This is a genomic window from Bacillus sp. z60-11 (assembly GCF_046464135.1).
Taxonomy (GTDB): Bacteria; Bacillota; Bacilli; order Bacillales; family Bacillaceae; genus Bacillus; species Bacillus sonorensis_A.
In genome coordinates, this window is sequence record NZ_JBIYSN010000002.1 from 311,468 (window position 1) to 326,000 (window position 14,533).

Here is a 14,533-nt window from a genome sequence, read left to right on the forward strand (position 1 = left end):
GTCAGTTATGTACCAAGATCCAAAAGAAACGAAAAACAAAAAAGGCCCGCTTTCGCGGACCTTTCCTGCGGTCAATATTATTTTGCTTCGCTGTATAGGCGGGCAACTTCATCCCAATTGACGACATTCCAGAACGCTTTAATGTAGTCTGGACGACGGTTTTGGTAGTTCAGGTAGTAAGCATGCTCCCAAACGTCAAGGCCTAAAACAGGTGTTTTACCTTCTGAAAGCGGGGAATCCTGGTTTGGCGTGCTTGTGATTTCAAGCTCTCCGTTATTTACGACAAGCCATGCCCAGCCGGAGCCGAAGCGTCCTGCAGCTGCCGCAGCGAAATCTTCTTTGAATTGATCAAAGCTGCCGAATTTTTTGTCGATCGCTTCAGCCAGTTCACCGCTAGGAACGCCGCCGCCGTTTGGTGAAAGAAGCGTCCAGAAAAGAGAGTGGTTGGCGTGTCCGCCGCCATTGTTGCGAACCGCTGTGCGGATGCTTTCCGGAACAGCATCAAGATTTGCTACAAGCTCTTCAACAGACTTGCTTTCAAGATCTTGCTTGCCTGCCACCGCCTCATTCAATTTTGTAACATATGTGTTATGGTGCTTCGTATGGTGAATATTCATCGTTTCTTTGTCGATGTGCGGTTCTAACGCATCGTAAGCATAAGGTAATTCTGGAAGTTTGTAAGCCATTATCAATTCCTCCTTAAAATTGTATGTATTGAAATGCCGCCATTTAGCAAGCCTTTCCTCTTTCAATTTATCAAAAGAAAGGGCTTGTTTCAATGGAAATGCTCACAAAATGATCACAAATACATTTCTTTAGCGGACATACTCAACTTTATCCCTTCCTTCTTTATTTTAAACATCTTTTCGGGATTATTTCAAAACTGTATAGAGGAAAAAGCCGATCATGATCAGCTGGATCACACCTTTTGCAAACACACCGGAGATGAAACCGATGAGCGACCCGACTCCGATCTTCGCCGCGGTTTTGATGTCTTTTCGATGGACGATCATCTCTCCGGCCACAGCACCGATGAAGGGACCGAGTATAATGCCCGCCACAGGGATCGCAAACGGTCCGATCAAAAGCCCAGCCGTGCTGCCCCATATCGCCGCCCTGCTGCCGCCGAAACGTTTGATTCCGAGAAGATTTGTTACATAGTCGGCTGCAAATAAGACGGCCGTAAATATCCCTTCCACAATCCAAAATATGTATGAGTAATCGCCGAATGTAAATAAAAACCCATAGAGCACGAAGCCAGCAACGATAAATACGACACTCGGAATAATCGGAAAAACAAGCCCGGCAAAAGCAACGGCAAACATGGCCGCAATAATGAGCCAGTATAAAACGTCCATTTTTATGTCGCCTCCTGTCTAAAAATTTGCTTTTATTATACCTTGTTTCCCCCCAAAACACTCTTCCTGATCGATAAAGTTCCTTGTGTTCATTCATTTGTGACGATACAATAATGCAGATACATTATAGAAATAGGAAGTGAAGTCTGAATGAAGTTATTCCAGCTGCTATTTAAAAGTACATACTCCCCGCCCGCCGTCGCCAAAACGCGATTTCAGGGGATAGGAAAATCCATTTTATACGTGTTTCTGCTCAGCATCATCGCCGCTCTGCCCAACCTTTACCATACGAGCAAAGGCATGGTGCAGACCATGAACAGCTTTCAAACAGCGGTTAAAGAAATTCCCGATTTCTCCATTAAAAACGGCACTTTGGATACGGATGCAAAGAAAGCGAAGGAAGCACAGTCGTTCGGATTTGTCGTCGTCTTTGATCCAACCGATTCTTACGGGACAAAACAGATTAAAGATAAGCGCAATTCCCTCGGCATTTTAAAAGACAAATTCGTGATCGCAATCGATGGACAAGTTCAGGAAATGCCTTACACCATGCTGCCGGAAGACATGACAAAACAGGATATATTGTCGCTCATCGAACAAAACAAATCGGTGATCGTTCCCGTATTGTGCGCGCTGCTGTTTTTGGCGACTGCTGCAGGCAAATTCATTGATGTGACAGTCCTTGCTGTCATCGGACTTTTGATTCGGAATGCGCAAAAGAAAAAGCTGTCCTATAAACAGCTGTGGGTGATGTCGGCTTATGCCATGACGCTTGCCACCGTTTTCTTCATGGTGATGGATAGCTTGCAAGCCCTTGTCCCGAGTCAGTTTTTATTAAATTGGGCTGTCAATTTTATCATGCTGTTTCTTGCTGTGAAAGAAGTGCCTTCCCAAAAAACAGCGGGATAAGCCTTTTTGTTGTCATGTTAAAAAAAGGACAAGCGTAAAATAGTAAAAAACAAACGAAATGGGGACAAGTTAAAATGAAGCGTCTTATCGTGTTCCTTTCTATTTTGCTGACCTTGTTCATTGTTTATTATGACATCAAATCAGGCACCATCCCGCAAAAGGCTCTGCCTGTAACAGCTGCAGCCCAAGAACCCGCCGGTGCCCTTCACTATAAAACGGTTACCGTAAAACCGGGACAAACGGTTTTTTCAATCATCGGCGAAAAGCATATTCCCGCTGACAAAATCGCGCAGGACTTTGAAGCGCTGAATCCGAATGTCAAAGCAGGCAGCATACAGGCAGGAGCCACCTACAAATTCCCCGTTTATCAGGAGTAAACGTTAATTTCTTGTCAGTTTCATGAACGGGCGTTACAATAAGACTTGTAAACGATTCGGTATAAGAAATGGGGCTTTCTGCTCCAGAATTATACTTAAGGAGCGAATTCAAGTGAGTGAAATCACACATCGTACAAAAACGCGTCCCGTCAAAGTGGGACCTTTAACAATAGGCGGCAACAATGAAGTCGTCATCCAAAGCATGACAACAACAAAAACGCACGATGTCGAAGCAACGGTCGCCGAAATCAACAGGCTGGCTGAAGCCGGATGTCAAGTCGTCCGCGTTGCCTGTCCTGATGAACGGGCTGCCGACGCGATCCCTGAGATCAAAAAACGGATCTCCATTCCGCTTGTCGTGGACATCCATTTCAACTATAAACTCGCGTTAAAAGCAATCGAAGGCGGAGCCGATAAAATCCGCATCAATCCCGGAAATATCGGCCGACGTGAAAAAGTCGAAGCCGTCGTTAATGCGGCAAAGGAAAAAGGCATTCCGATCCGCATCGGTGTCAACGCGGGATCTCTTGAAAAGCGGATTCTTGAGAAATACGGCTATCCAACGGCTGACGGTATGGTCGAAAGCGCCCTCCATCATATCAAAATCCTTGAGGACCTTGATTTTCACGATATCATCGTCAGCATGAAGGCTTCAGATGTCAATCTGGCTATTGAAGCTTATGAAAAAGCGGCGAAGGCATTCGACTATCCTCTCCATTTGGGGATCACAGAGTCAGGCACATTGTTTGCCGGAACAGTCAAAAGCGCTGCCGGCCTCGGTGCCATCCTTTCCAAAGGCATCGGAAACACCCTGCGCATTTCTTTAAGCGCGGATCCGGTTGAAGAAGTAAAAGTGGCAAGGGAATTGCTGAAATCTTTCGGGCTTGCTTCAAATGCCGCAACACTGATTTCCTGCCCGACCTGCGGAAGGATCGAAATCGACCTGATCAAGATCGCCAATGAAGTGGAAGATTATATCGCCAAAATTAAAGCCCCGATCAAAGTCGCCGTACTCGGCTGTGCAGTCAACGGTCCGGGGGAAGCGCGGGAAGCTGACATCGGCATTGCGGGCGCCCGTGGCGAAGGCCTTCTTTTCCGGAAAGGGGAAATCGTTCGAAAAGTCCCTGAGGAAACGATGGTCGAAGAGCTGAAGAAAGAAATCGACAAGCTTGCCGAAGAGCATTATGCCAAACAAGAGGCTGAAAAAGAAAAATTAAACACATAACAAAAAGCTTGACGGAAATCCGTCAAGCTTTTGCTTTAGAAAAATGGCGCTATAAATATGCCAAGTACTAAAGAAACTGCACCGATACCCATTGCCCAGGCTCCTAAGCCAGCTGCTCCTTGTCTTCTGGCTATATAACCGACAATGATCCCTGCGATTCCCAATAATACGGGAAGCATAAACAATGAAATAATGGAAAGCGCTAATGCGATATATCCGGTTACACGTCCGCCTGCTGCATCGGCATCACCGTTAACAGCTTCTCGATCGCGGCCGTTTTCCGCACGATACGGCTGCGGGGCAACTTCTGCGGCCGTTTCTTCTAAATATTCATCATTATCACCTAAAGTCGCATCGACTAGGTCTGCATCATAACCAGCACGGTTACGGGTTTTTTGATCTCGGTCCATTCGTTATCCCCCCTCTTTAATCCATAAAGGAGCATTTATAGTGTAAGCATTCTTGGACGAATTCATGTTTGCTAAACTTTACTGTAAATGTTAAAAGTTTATGATAAACTGAAGGAATGGATGAGAAGGAGTGTGGACATGTTACATTTAGGAATCGATATTGATGGAACGATCACAGCTCAGGATACTTTTGTTCCCTACTTAAACGAGTCATTCAGCCTTTCCATCACATTGGACGATATCAAAGACTATGACTTGACAAAGCTTTTGAACATTTCTGATGAGGATTTTTGGAAATGGATGAATGAAAATGAGCCCCGCATATATCAGGAAGCATTGCTTGCACAATACGCCAAACAGACGCTTGACGAGCTGAAACAGCAGCACAGGCTGATATATATTACAGCGAGAAGGAACCACCTCAAGGACATTACCTTTAACTGGTTCCGCCAACACAATATTCATTACGATCACATCGAACTTGTCGGCGGACACGACAAACTTGAAGCTGTGTTAAAACACGGCATTGATGTTTTTTTTGAAGATCATCATGGAAACGCCACAATGATCGCCAAAGAAGCTGATATCCCTGTCCTTCTGTTTAACACACCTTACAATCAGCTGCCGTCCGATTCAAATATTATCAGAGTCAACAGTTGGCTTGAAGCCGCAGACTGGCTCAGAAAAAACAAAAAATATCTCGAATCAAAAAAAAGCATGTAAGTCAGACTTACATGCTTTTTTGCAAGTATAAACCGGCAATTGCCGAACGATGTCTACACCTCGATGCCGCTTTCTTCACAGTTCGGGCATGTGCCGTAAATTTCAAACTTATGACCGCTGATCTGATAACCGTCAAGATCATCGGTGAGCTTCTCCATCGGACACAGTTTAATTTCTTTCGTCTTGCCGCAAACCATGCAAATGAAGTGATGGTGGTGATGAACGGAAGAGCATTTGAAACGGAACAGCTTTTCACCTGAAAGCTCTGTCGTTTCCAATATGCCAAGCTCCTCAAACAGGGACAGATTTCTGTAAATCGTATCAAAGCTTAAACCAGGGTAATCATCATTCAAAGCGTTCAGTACATTCTTCGCCGTTAAATATTTATCAGAATCACTAAAAAGCTGAAGCATATCCTCCCGCTTGCTTGTGTATTTATACCCTTTCTCCTTTAACAGATCAAGCGCTTCCTGTACGTTCACGGCGAATCCTCCTTTTGATTTTATTAAAGCTGATGCATAATATCAGTATGAAAATAGACAGCAGCACGATCGTTCCGCCCGGTGCAAGATCCAGATGGTAAGCGAGCACAAGCCCGATAATGACGGACAGCTCCCCAAACAGTACGGAAAAGAAAATCGCCTGCTTAAACCCTTTCGCTATGCGCATGCTTGCGGCGACAGGGAGCGTCATCAGCGCGGAAACAAGCAATGTACCGACGATTCTCATCGAGGCGGCAATGACAAGTGCCACGATCAAAATAAAAATAAAATGAATCCATTTCGCGGAAATGCCTGATGCTTTGGCATGCTCTTCATCAAACGAAAGCAAAAACAGCTCTTTAAAAAGAGAAAAAATCACGATGAGAACAGCGGCCGAGATGCCGACGATCACCAGCAGGTCTTCGCGCGAGACCGCGCTGACGCTTCCGAACAGATAGCTGAACAGATCTGTATTAAATCCTTGTGCAAGCGAAATAAAAATAACGGAAACACCGATGCCCCCCGACATAATAATCGGAATCGCCAGCTCCTGATAATGCTTATAAACCGTTCTGAGCCTCTCGATAATCAAAGAACCGCCCACAGAAAACATCATCCCGAAATAGATCGGGCTGACACCGGCCAGCATCGTAAACTGCTTTCCCAAATAAAGGCTTGCAGCAATTCCGGCTAATGAAACGTGGCTGAGCGCATCTGCGATGAGTGACAGGCGCCTGACAACAATAAAGACGCCGAGCAACGGTGCGATCAAACCGATCAATATTCCTGAAATAAACGCGTTTTGCAAGAAATCATATTGAAAAAAAGGTGTCAGCATTATTCGTGTCCTCCATGATGATGGTTATGGCTGATGGCTTGGACATCATGACCGTAAAATTGCGAGAGGTCCTGATCTGTCATCGACTCAAACTCTTCCGCATTGCCGTGAAAATGAAGATGCTTATTCATACAGGCAACATGTGTGACTTTATCGGAAACCGTCCCGACATCATGTGTGACAAGAATCAATGTGATCCCTTTTTCCCGGTTTAAACTTTCCAGCAGCTGATAAAAGCCTTCAACCGTTTTTTGATCGACGCCAACCGTCGGTTCGTCAAGAATGAGCAGTTTCGGTTCGCTGACTAGCGCTCTTGCGATAAATGTCCTTTGCTGCTGTCCACCGGAAAGCTCGCCGATATTTCTGTCTTTCAATTGTGTAATCCCGACGGCTTCAATCGCCTCAGCCACTTTCTGTTTATCGGCTTTTGACATTCGTTTAAACAGGCCGAGCTTGGCGGTCAGACCGCTGGCCACCACTTCATATACCGAAGCGGGAAACCCGGTATTAAAGCTGTTTGCCTTTTGGGAAACGAAACCGATCTTATTCCAGTCTTTAAATTTTTTGATCGGGACGCCGAATAATTTCAACTCACCTTGTTGCGGCTTTATTAATCCGAGTATACATTTTAACAAGGTTGTTTTTCCCGAACCATTCGGACCGACCAACCCGAGAAAAGCGCCTTCATTAACCGTTAAATTGATATCTTCTATCACATTTCGATGTTCATAGGAATATGAAACATCTTTCATTTCGATAATGGGTTGTTTCACTTTCTTTCACCTTCAAATTCTCCAGAATCATTACGATTTAACACACAAAAAGAAAATGGCAGCCGGATGCCAGCAAGCCATTTTCAACCGATTGAACAGTTCATTCTTAAATTATACATAGAATCATAAAAAAAGTAAATAAAAGCCTAATGAATCGCGTTTTTAAACCGTCCGCCCCGCGTTTCATGCGTGTCCATGATCGTAATAAACGCCTGTTTGTCAATATCGAATACGATCGATTTAAGCTTCGTCACCTCAAGCCTTGTGACGACAGCGTAAATCACTTCTGTATCTTCATCAGAATAGCCGCCTTTTCCTTTCAGCTTTGTTGTCCCCCGTCCAAGACGGTGCAAAAGCGCGTCAGAAATTTCTTCGTATTGGTCTGATACGATAATAACGGCTTTTGTCTCATCAAGCCCTTGAATTACGGCGTCGATCGTTTTCATCGCGATATAGTACGTCATCACGGAAAACATCGCCTGTTCAGGCCCAAACACAAAGCCGGCCCACGTAAAAATAAAAACATTGACGAACATCACAAATTCGCCGACTGAAAACGGCAGTTTTTTTGTGAGCAAAATCCCCAGAATCTCCGTTCCATCCATAGAACCGCCGTTACGAATCACAAGCCCTACGCCGAATCCGAGCAAAAGTCCGCCGAAAACAGCAGCCAATATAGGCTGAGTCGTAACCCCTTCTACATGATGCAACAGTGTTTCAATAATGGACAAGCTGAATATACCGATCAGTGTAGAAATAACAAACGTTTTCCCAATATGCTTGTAGCTGGAAACCATGAATGGAATGTTCAGGACCACAACAAGAAGGGCGAAGTTGATGTAAGGTGTATCTTTAAAAAGGTAGTCTAAAATTAGAGAAATCCCAATGATGCCCCCATCGATAATGTTGTTTGGAACTAAAAATAATTCAATGCTTGCGGCTGCACAGGCAGCACCGATCAGAATCATGATGATCCGAAATAGCATCCGGACCGCTGATTCTTTTTTATGCTGTTTTTTCGTTGCCATGCTGTCTCTCCTTTTGAGCTGAACTGTCCTTTCTTATCATCATATCATTTAACAGAATGAAATAAAAAAAAGACACATTTTCCGTACTCCGCCATACATTAGTTCAGAGGGGAGGAATGGACGTGATTTTATTTCAGAAAATGGTCCTTCAGCGCTTAAACCAGGTGACGGCCGATGATGTGCTGAAGTATGCTAAACAATACGGAATTGATGTGACACGAAAACAGGCTCTCGAGGTCGAAAAGCTCGTCAACGGGAAAAACATTAATATTTTCAATGAAGAAGAGCGAAAAAAACTGCTGCGGCAAGTTGAGGCTGTTACTTCAAAGGAAGCCGTCCAGCTTTTAAATCAGCTGTTCGCACAATATGTATCATAAAAGGGGCTCTATAAGGCCCCTTTCATCATTGCGCTTTAATTTTTTCCAAAAGCTCTTCATCAAACGCTTTATTTTTAAGCATTTCGATTTCGAATTTGTATGGAGGCTTTTTATTTTTCTTATCCTCTCCTACATAAGGTGTTTCAAGGATCTTCGGGATGCTTTCAAGCTGATCGTGGTGAACGACGTATTGAAGCGCATCAAAGCCGATTTCCCCGAACCCGATGTTTTCATGACGGTCTTTTCTCGCTCCTCTGACATTTTTGCTGTCGTTGATATGAAGCACTTTTAAACGGTCGATCCCGATGATTTTATCGAATTCGTTCAACACCCCGTCAAAATCTGAAACGACATCATAGCCTGCATCGTGTGTATGGCACGTATCAAAGCAGACCGACAAATGTTCATTGTGGGTGACGCCGTCGATGATCTGTGCAAGCTCTTCAAATGTCCGGCCGCATTCCGAACCTTTGCCGGCCATGGTTTCCAGAGCGATTTGCACGTCCTGTTCAGGATCGATTACTTCATTTAGCCCTTCAATGATTTTTTTAATGCCTGTGTCAGCTCCGGCACCGACATGAGCGCCTGGGTGAAGGACGATTTGTTTCGCCCCGATGGCTGCCGTCCTTTCAATTTCAGACCGGAGAAAGTCGACGCCAAGCTCAAATGTCGCCGGGTTTGTCGTATTGGCAATATTGATGATATATGGCGCATGGACGACAATATCGCTAATCCCGTGCTCTTCCATGTGGGCTCGTCCGGCTTCAATATTCAAATCCTCGATTTTTTTTCTGCGGGTGTTTTGGGGCGCTCCCGTATAGATCATAAACGTATTGGCGCCGTATGAACTTGCCTCCTGACTGGCCGCCAGCAGCATATGTTTTCCGCTCATTGAAACGTGTGAACCGATTTTTAACAAAATGGTTTCCCCTACTTTCCTTTTCTGAATTGTTTTCTTTTTTCCTGTCTTTTGATCTTATTGATTTCTGTTTTCATTTTTTTCTTATAGCCGGGCTTGACCTTTCTCGGCTTTTTCACAAGCCGCTTGGCGATTTCATCCGTTTCATCCGGCTTTTTTTTGCGATTTTGCCGGCGCTTTCGGTCATCGATCTTTTTCCATTCGCCTTTTTCAAGCCGCTTGTTTTCAAAGACGATCCCCATTTGCTCAAGCCTTGTCAGCGCGTCTTCATCAGATGTATCATAAAATGTCATCGCCGTTCCCGATGACCCGGCGCGCGCTGTACGGCCGACGCGGTGAACGTAAAAGTCAAGGTCTTCCGGCAGCTCATAGTTGATGACATGGCTGACGCCTTTAATGTCAATGCCCCTTGCCGCCAAGTCAGTCGCAATGATGTAGGTGAACTCAAGGTCGCCGATTTGCTTCATGACTTTTTTGCGTTCTCTCGGGGTAAGCCCGCCGTGAAGAAGCCCCACTTTCATCCCTTTGTCAGAAAGGAACGCGGCGATATCGTCAGCGGTTGTTTTTGTGTTGGCAAAGACGATCGCCAAATATGGGTTTAAGTGTGTCATGACCTCCAGCAACAGTTCATGTTTATCCCTGTGCCGTGAAGGGATCAAAATGTGCTCGATTTTTTCGGCTGTAATATGCCTCGGTTCAACATGCGCATATTTTGGATTGGCCATATATTTTTTTAAGAACGGTTTTAACTTTTCGGGAATCGTCGCGGAAAATACGAGCATTTGCAGATTTTCCGGCATGTGGGAACCGCTAAAATCAACATCCTCTAAAAAGCCCATATCGAGCATTAAATCAGCTTCATCAATGACGAGCGTTTCCGCTTTGTGCACGTCAAGCGCCTGTTCTCTGATCAGATCGGCGATCCTTCCCGGCGTCCCGACTGCAAGATGAGGCTGTGTTTTCAGTTTATCGATCGTTTTCTGCTTATCAGTACCGCCGATAAAACATTTTGAACGAATCGCTTCATCCGGACGGCAAAATTTTGTGATTTTCAGCACTTCCTGATGAATTTGATTTGCCAGCTCTCTTGTCGGAGCCGTAATCACGGCCTGAACGATATCTTTTTCAGGATCGATTCTGCTCAAAATCGGCAACAGATAGGCATGGGTTTTTCCCGTCCCTGTCTGCGACTGCCCGATGGCGCTCTCCCCTTTGAGAGCTGAAGGGATCAATCGTTTTTGAATATCTGTCGGCTCATAAAAACCTAGCTGGTGTACGGCCTCTATGATAAACGGCTTTAAATCGTACATGTCAAATTTCGTTTGTTTCATTTTCCCAACTCCTTCTTGGAAGGCGTCAAAAGACGCTCCAAGCATTATCCTATATGGCTGAATTGTGCGCTTATGTATGCTTTTTTATGCCGCAGCGCCAAAAAAGGCTGGTATCATGTCCATCATTAAATTATAACTGATACCGCGAAAAAAAACCATCTTTGCCAACGCAGCTCGGGCGCCAGAGACAAAAGCACTTTAGACAGAGGCTGCATACCCTATCAAGAGAAGGATTTGGAAAGGAGGTACAAGTATGTATCAACAACAGCCGATGAGAAATCGGCCGGGATTTGGGCCGCAGCGGCCATCCAGAACCTTAATGCAGCGAAATACGGGAATGAGGATGTACCAGCAGCCTCCCGGACAACAGAGGTTTCAGCAGTTTTTTAACCCTCTCGGCCCCGTTCAGCAGCAGCCCGCCGCCCGCGGAGGCGGAATTCAGGGATTCCTGTCCAAATTGCTGCCGGGCGGATCAGCAGCAGGAGGAGGAACAGGCGCCGGATTCGGAGGCGGAGGTGCAGGAAGCGGACTCGGCGGAATTCAGGGGCTTGCCAACCCGTCTTCTATTTCAAACATGCTCGGCAATGTGCAAAAGGCGCTGGGCGTCGCTCAGCAAGTGACCCCGATGATACAGCAATACGGGCCGCTTGTCCGCAATCTGCCGGGAATGGTGAAAATGTTCAGACAGCTGAATTCGGAAGACAGCGCTGAGGAGAACGCAGAAGAGGAAAAAGAAGAACCGGAAAAAAAGACAGAAACAAGTGTCAAAAAAGAGGCTTCCAAACCGGAAAAAGCGAAATCCAAAGACAGCCTTCCGCAATCAGGACGTTCCGCCCCTAAAAAGGAAAGAAAAACCGGAGACTCTAAACCAAAACTGTATATATAACATTCTTTGATATCTCCTCCTGGATCAGATATAATGAGGGCAAAGAGACTGCAAGAAAATAAGCCGTTTTTACGGCTTTTTATATGCCCGGTCTTAACGTTATAGGAGGACTAAAGAATGAACGTTATTAAAATATCGCCGCGCGGCTACTGCTACGGTGTCGTCGATGCCATGGTGATCGCAAAAAACGCGGCTCTTGATAAAAGTCTGCCAAGACCGATATATATTTTAGGAATGATCGTTCATAACAAGCATGTCACAGATGCATTTGAAAAAGAGGGCATCTATACGCTTGACGGTCCAAACCGACTCGAAATTTTAAATAAGGTTGACAAAGGAACCGTTATTTTTACCGCACACGGCGTATCTCCGGAAGTCCGCAAAGCGGCTGAAGAGAAAGGGCTGGTCGCCATTGATGCAACATGCCCCGATGTGACGAAAACGCATGATCTAATCCTGAAAATGAAAGCTGAAGGCTACCATGTCATCTATATCGGCAAAAAAGGGCATCCTGAACCAGAAGGCGCTGTGGGCGTCGCCCCTGACATCGTCCATTTGGTCGAAACCGAAGAAGATGTAGAGCGGCTGGATGTGGATTCAGACAAACTGATCGTTACAAATCAAACAACAATGTCCCAATGGGATGTCCACGATATTATGGAAAAGGTAAAAGAAAAATATCCTCATGTCGAGTTTCACCAGGAAATCTGCCTGGCCACCCAAGTTCGGCAGGAAGCGGTTTCTGAACAGGCGAAAAAAGCCGACCTGACGATTGTCGTCGGCGACCCGAAAAGCAATAATTCCAACCGCCTCGCGCAAGTGTCTGAAGAAATCGCCGGTACAAAAGCATACCGGATCGGCGATTTAAGCGAATTGAAGCTGGAATGGCTTGAAGGTGTCGAAACGGTGGCAGTGACCGCCGGCGCATCAACACCGACGCCGATCACAAAAGAAGTGATCCGCTTTTTAGAACAGTTTGACCATGAAGATCCGTCCACATGGTCCGTCAGCCACGATGTGCCGCTGCAAAAAATATTGCCTAAAGTTAAAGCAAAAAACTGAAGCTTCAGGTCAGCTTGTAGAGAAACCGATGTTTTTCTGCAAGCTTTTTGTTGTTTTAAATGGTTTTGATGCCAGCGTATTTTTCTGCTTTGAACTTTTTACCTCAGCATCATATGGCGTTTTTTGTTTTCTGCAGACTGACAAAGGGCTGTCTTACATATGATATGATTACAAATGACAACATGAGGGTAATTCTTTAGTTCGCATTAACAAAAGGAGGTCTCGATGGAACACTTAGACTTGCATCATATATTTGAACTAGGTTTTTTGTTGGTCATGATTGCAGCAGGAATCACCGCGATCGCCAAGAAGTGCAGGCAGCCTTATCCGATCGCGCTTGTGATTGTCGGGACGATCATAGGACTTGTACATATTCCGCTCTTTGAACCATTGAAAGATTTTATTACTGAAGGAGAAGTCTTTAACTTCGTCATCATCACGCTGTTTTTGCCGGCTTTATTAGGGGAAGCGGCGCTGAAGCTTCCTTTTTCCCATTTGAGAGAAAACAAACGGCCCGTTCTGGCACTTGCTTTCGGCGGTACGCTCATCTCGTTTCTGATCGTCGGCTTTTCTTCCATGTGGCTGATGCATTTGGCCATTCCGGCAGCATTTGTCTTTGCCGCACTGATGAGTGCCACAGATCCTGTCAGTGTATTGTCGATTTTCAAAAGCGTCGGCGCGCCAAAAAAGCTTGCGATCGTTGTTGAAGGAGAAAGTCTGTTCAATGACGGGCTGGCGGTTGTGCTGTTCAACATTTCCGCTTTTTACTTGATGACTTATTTGGATCTCGGCATCCAAGGCGCCGGTTTAGGCTTGTGGGAGTTCATCAAAGTGATTTCTCTCGGACTTATCATCGGTGGCGTTCTAGGATATGTCTTTTCCCAGCTCACCAAGTATTTTGATGATTACCCTTTAGAAATTATTTTCAGTATTATTCTGTTTTACAGTTCATTTCTTTTAGCTGAAATGGCGGGAGCCTCCGGGGTAATCGCCGTCGTTGTCGCAGCGCTTATTTTCGGCAATTATGGCGCCAGAATTGGCATGAGCCCGACGACAAAGCTGAATATCAGTAACTTTTGGGATGTCGCCGCCTTGCTCGCGAACTCCCTTGTCTTTTTAATGGTTGGGCTCGAGATCACGAGAATTGACCTGACTGACAAATGGGGGTTGACCATGATGGCGATTGTGATAGTGCTCATCGCCCGAAGTGCCGCCGTCTATATCAGTCTGGCCTTTATCAAGAAATTCCCGGTTACATGGAAACATACCATCAATTGGGGCGGGCTGAAGGGTTCTCTGTCCATTGCACTCGTGCTGAGCCTGCCGAGAGACTTCCCAGGGCGTGAAGACATTCTCATTTTCGCCTTCAGTGTCGTTTTGTTCTCCCTTGTTGTTCAAGGGCTCACGATCAAACCGCTTCTTGAACGGTTAGGCGTGAATCAAAAAGAAGAAGGCAATCAGGAATATGAGGAATTGCTTGCAAAAGGACATCGCTTAGAAACCGCCATTCAAGAAGTCCAGCAAGTCAAACGCAATTTGCTTATACACGAAGCTGTCTCCAGCGAACTGACAGATCAGTACAAAGAAGAGATCAGCCAGCTGCATCAACAAACCAACAAATTATTCGACACATATCCGGAACTCAAAAACAAACAGCAAACCATCTTGAAAAAACATTCGTTATACGCCCAACATCAAGCGATCGAGAACTTATCAAAGGAAGGTATCATCTCAAACGAAGTCGCTGAACAAGAGCAAGCGCGAATCATTGATGAAATCGTTCGTTTGGAAAATGACCATTAACAAACACAGAAAAGCAGACCGCCCGCAGTCTG

At 45.4% G+C, this 14,533-nt stretch carries 17 protein-coding genes and 1 pseudogene; 8 read left to right on the top strand and 10 right to left on the bottom strand.

The genetic code is table 11. The features are described 5' to 3' along the window. Positions 1 to 77: 77 nt before the first annotated feature. Positions 78 to 686, bottom strand: coding sequence for a superoxide dismutase SodA (gene sodA / locus ACINLD_RS08380; protein ID WP_026587880.1), 609 nt, complete (start codon positions 684 to 686; stop codon positions 78 to 80). A 186-nt stretch (positions 687 to 872) separates the two neighbouring features. Beyond that, the gene (locus tag ACINLD_RS08385; protein ID WP_026587881.1) at positions 873 to 1,358 is read right to left on the bottom strand and encodes a DUF456 domain-containing protein; all 486 of its coding nucleotides are present in this window, start codon (positions 1,356 to 1,358) and stop codon (positions 873 to 875) included. 150 nt (positions 1,359 to 1,508) lie between these two features. Between ACINLD_RS08385 and ACINLD_RS08390 the strand changes: the two genes are divergently transcribed. The 3 genes from ACINLD_RS08390 to ispG all read left to right on the top strand — a co-directional run bounded on the left by ACINLD_RS08390 (position 1,509) and on the right by ispG (position 3,869). After that, the gene (locus ACINLD_RS08390; protein WP_077736416.1) at positions 1,509 to 2,267 is read left to right on the top strand and encodes a DUF1189 domain-containing protein; all 759 of its coding nucleotides are present in this window, start codon (positions 1,509 to 1,511) and stop codon (positions 2,265 to 2,267) included. Positions 2,268 to 2,341: 74 nt separating this feature from the next. After that, positions 2,342 to 2,644 (top strand): LysM peptidoglycan-binding domain-containing protein, encoded by a 303-nt coding sequence (locus tag ACINLD_RS08395; RefSeq protein ID WP_026587883.1) that lies wholly within the window; start codon positions 2,342 to 2,344, stop codon positions 2,642 to 2,644. A gap of 106 nt (positions 2,645 to 2,750) precedes the next feature. After that, on the top strand, positions 2,751 to 3,869 hold the full coding sequence (gene ispG / locus ACINLD_RS08400) for a flavodoxin-dependent (E)-4-hydroxy-3-methylbut-2-enyl-diphosphate synthase (RefSeq protein ID WP_142246142.1): 1,119 nt from the start codon (positions 2,751 to 2,753) through the stop codon (positions 3,867 to 3,869). Between the two features lie 35 nt (positions 3,870 to 3,904). Here ispG and ACINLD_RS08405 read toward each other — a convergent pair whose 3' ends face one another. Then, a complete protein-coding gene (locus ACINLD_RS08405) occupies positions 3,905 to 4,279 on the bottom strand; it encodes a hypothetical protein (protein WP_026587885.1) in 375 nt (124 codons plus the stop codon). Between the two features lie 138 nt (positions 4,280 to 4,417). Here ACINLD_RS08405 and ACINLD_RS08410 point away from each other — a divergent pair, with 138 nt between their 5' ends. Next, on the top strand, positions 4,418 to 5,002 hold the full coding sequence (locus ACINLD_RS08410; protein WP_077736415.1) for a hypothetical protein: 585 nt from the start codon (positions 4,418 to 4,420) through the stop codon (positions 5,000 to 5,002). Between the two features lie 53 nt (positions 5,003 to 5,055). On the opposite strand, the gene ACINLD_RS08415 is transcribed toward ACINLD_RS08410, so the two are convergent. The 5 genes and pseudogenes from ACINLD_RS08415 to ACINLD_RS08435 form a co-directional block, all read right to left on the bottom strand. Next, complete coding sequence (locus tag ACINLD_RS08415) at positions 5,056 to 5,484, bottom strand: Fur family transcriptional regulator (protein WP_026587886.1); 429 nt, start codon at positions 5,482 to 5,484, stop codon at positions 5,056 to 5,058. Further along, positions 5,462 to 6,322: a metal ABC transporter permease gene (locus tag ACINLD_RS08420; protein WP_026587887.1), complete on the bottom strand. Its 861-nt coding sequence runs from the start codon at positions 6,320 to 6,322 to the stop codon at positions 5,462 to 5,464. The genes ACINLD_RS08415 and ACINLD_RS08420 overlap by 23 nt, the downstream gene beginning before the upstream one ends. Continuing rightward, positions 6,322 to 6,642, bottom strand: a complete 321-nt coding sequence (locus tag ACINLD_RS08425; RefSeq protein WP_409444678.1) for an AAA family ATPase — start codon at positions 6,640 to 6,642, stop codon at positions 6,322 to 6,324. Before ACINLD_RS08425 ends, ACINLD_RS08420 begins: the two co-directional genes overlap by 1 nt. Positions 6,643 to 6,648: 6 nt before the next feature. Next, positions 6,649 to 7,074, bottom strand: a pseudogene (locus ACINLD_RS08430) (metal ABC transporter ATP-binding protein); the annotation flags it as partial. 167 nt (positions 7,075 to 7,241) lie between these two features. Next, positions 7,242 to 8,123 carry a YitT family protein gene (locus ACINLD_RS08435; RefSeq protein WP_077736414.1) on the bottom strand — a complete coding sequence of 294 codons (882 nt, stop codon included), beginning with the start codon at positions 8,121 to 8,123 and terminating at the stop codon, positions 7,242 to 7,244. 122 nt (positions 8,124 to 8,245) lie between these two features. On the opposite strand from ACINLD_RS08435, the gene ACINLD_RS08440 reads away from it, so the two are divergent. Beyond that, the gene (locus ACINLD_RS08440) at positions 8,246 to 8,500 is read left to right on the top strand and encodes a DUF2624 domain-containing protein (protein ID WP_026587890.1); all 255 of its coding nucleotides are present in this window, start codon (positions 8,246 to 8,248) and stop codon (positions 8,498 to 8,500) included. A gap of 25 nt (positions 8,501 to 8,525) precedes the next feature. Here the strand turns inward: ACINLD_RS08440 and ACINLD_RS08445 are convergent, their stop codons facing one another. After that, positions 8,526 to 9,419: a deoxyribonuclease IV gene (locus ACINLD_RS08445; RefSeq protein ID WP_026587891.1), complete on the bottom strand. Its 894-nt coding sequence runs from the start codon at positions 9,417 to 9,419 to the stop codon at positions 8,526 to 8,528. Positions 9,420 to 9,430: 11 nt separating this feature from the next. After that, positions 9,431 to 10,750 (bottom strand): DEAD/DEAH box helicase, encoded by a 1,320-nt coding sequence (locus ACINLD_RS08450; protein WP_077736412.1) that lies wholly within the window; start codon positions 10,748 to 10,750, stop codon positions 9,431 to 9,433. A gap of 253 nt (positions 10,751 to 11,003) precedes the next feature. On the opposite strand from ACINLD_RS08450, the gene vrrA reads away from it, so the two are divergent. The 3 genes from vrrA (at position 11,004) to ACINLD_RS08465 (ending at position 14,501) form a co-directional block, all read left to right on the top strand. Continuing rightward, positions 11,004 to 11,636: a VrrA/YqfQ family protein gene (gene vrrA / locus ACINLD_RS08455; RefSeq protein WP_077736411.1), complete on the top strand. Its 633-nt coding sequence runs from the start codon at positions 11,004 to 11,006 to the stop codon at positions 11,634 to 11,636. A gap of 117 nt (positions 11,637 to 11,753) precedes the next feature. After that, positions 11,754 to 12,698, top strand: coding sequence for a 4-hydroxy-3-methylbut-2-enyl diphosphate reductase (locus ACINLD_RS08460; protein WP_026587894.1), 945 nt, complete (start codon positions 11,754 to 11,756; stop codon positions 12,696 to 12,698). 225 nt (positions 12,699 to 12,923) lie between these two features. Further along, positions 12,924 to 14,501, top strand: coding sequence for a Na+/H+ antiporter (locus ACINLD_RS08465; protein WP_077736410.1), 1,578 nt, complete (start codon positions 12,924 to 12,926; stop codon positions 14,499 to 14,501). Positions 14,502 to 14,533: the final 32 nt, after the last annotated feature.

Excerpts from the sequence above, each read along its gene's own strand:
- sodA (WP_026587880.1), bottom strand. The coding sequence starts at position 686 with ATGGCTTACAAACTTCCAGAATTACCTTATGCTTACGATGCGTTAGAA.
- ACINLD_RS08385 (WP_026587881.1), bottom strand. The coding sequence starts at position 1,358 with ATGGACGTTTTATACTGGCTCATTATTGCGGCCATGTTTGCCGTTGCT.
- ACINLD_RS08390 (WP_077736416.1), top strand. The coding sequence starts at position 1,509 with ATGAAGTTATTCCAGCTGCTATTTAAAAGTACATACTCCCCGCCCGCC.
- ACINLD_RS08395 (WP_026587883.1), top strand. The coding sequence starts at position 2,342 with ATGAAGCGTCTTATCGTGTTCCTTTCTATTTTGCTGACCTTGTTCATT.
- ACINLD_RS08405 (WP_026587885.1), bottom strand. The coding sequence starts at position 4,279 with ATGGACCGAGATCAAAAAACCCGTAACCGTGCTGGTTATGATGCAGAC.
- ACINLD_RS08410 (WP_077736415.1), top strand. The coding sequence starts at position 4,418 with ATGTTACATTTAGGAATCGATATTGATGGAACGATCACAGCTCAGGAT.
- ACINLD_RS08420 (WP_026587887.1), bottom strand. The coding sequence starts at position 6,322 with ATGCTGACACCTTTTTTTCAATATGATTTCTTGCAAAACGCGTTTATT.
- ACINLD_RS08435 (WP_077736414.1), bottom strand. The coding sequence starts at position 8,123 with ATGGCAACGAAAAAACAGCATAAAAAAGAATCAGCGGTCCGGATGCTA.
- ACINLD_RS08450 (WP_077736412.1), bottom strand. The coding sequence starts at position 10,750 with ATGAAACAAACGAAATTTGACATGTACGATTTAAAGCCGTTTATCATA.
- vrrA (WP_077736411.1), top strand. The coding sequence starts at position 11,004 with ATGTATCAACAACAGCCGATGAGAAATCGGCCGGGATTTGGGCCGCAG.
- ACINLD_RS08460 (WP_026587894.1), top strand. The coding sequence starts at position 11,754 with ATGAACGTTATTAAAATATCGCCGCGCGGCTACTGCTACGGTGTCGTC.
- ACINLD_RS08465 (WP_077736410.1), top strand. The coding sequence starts at position 12,924 with ATGGAACACTTAGACTTGCATCATATATTTGAACTAGGTTTTTTGTTG.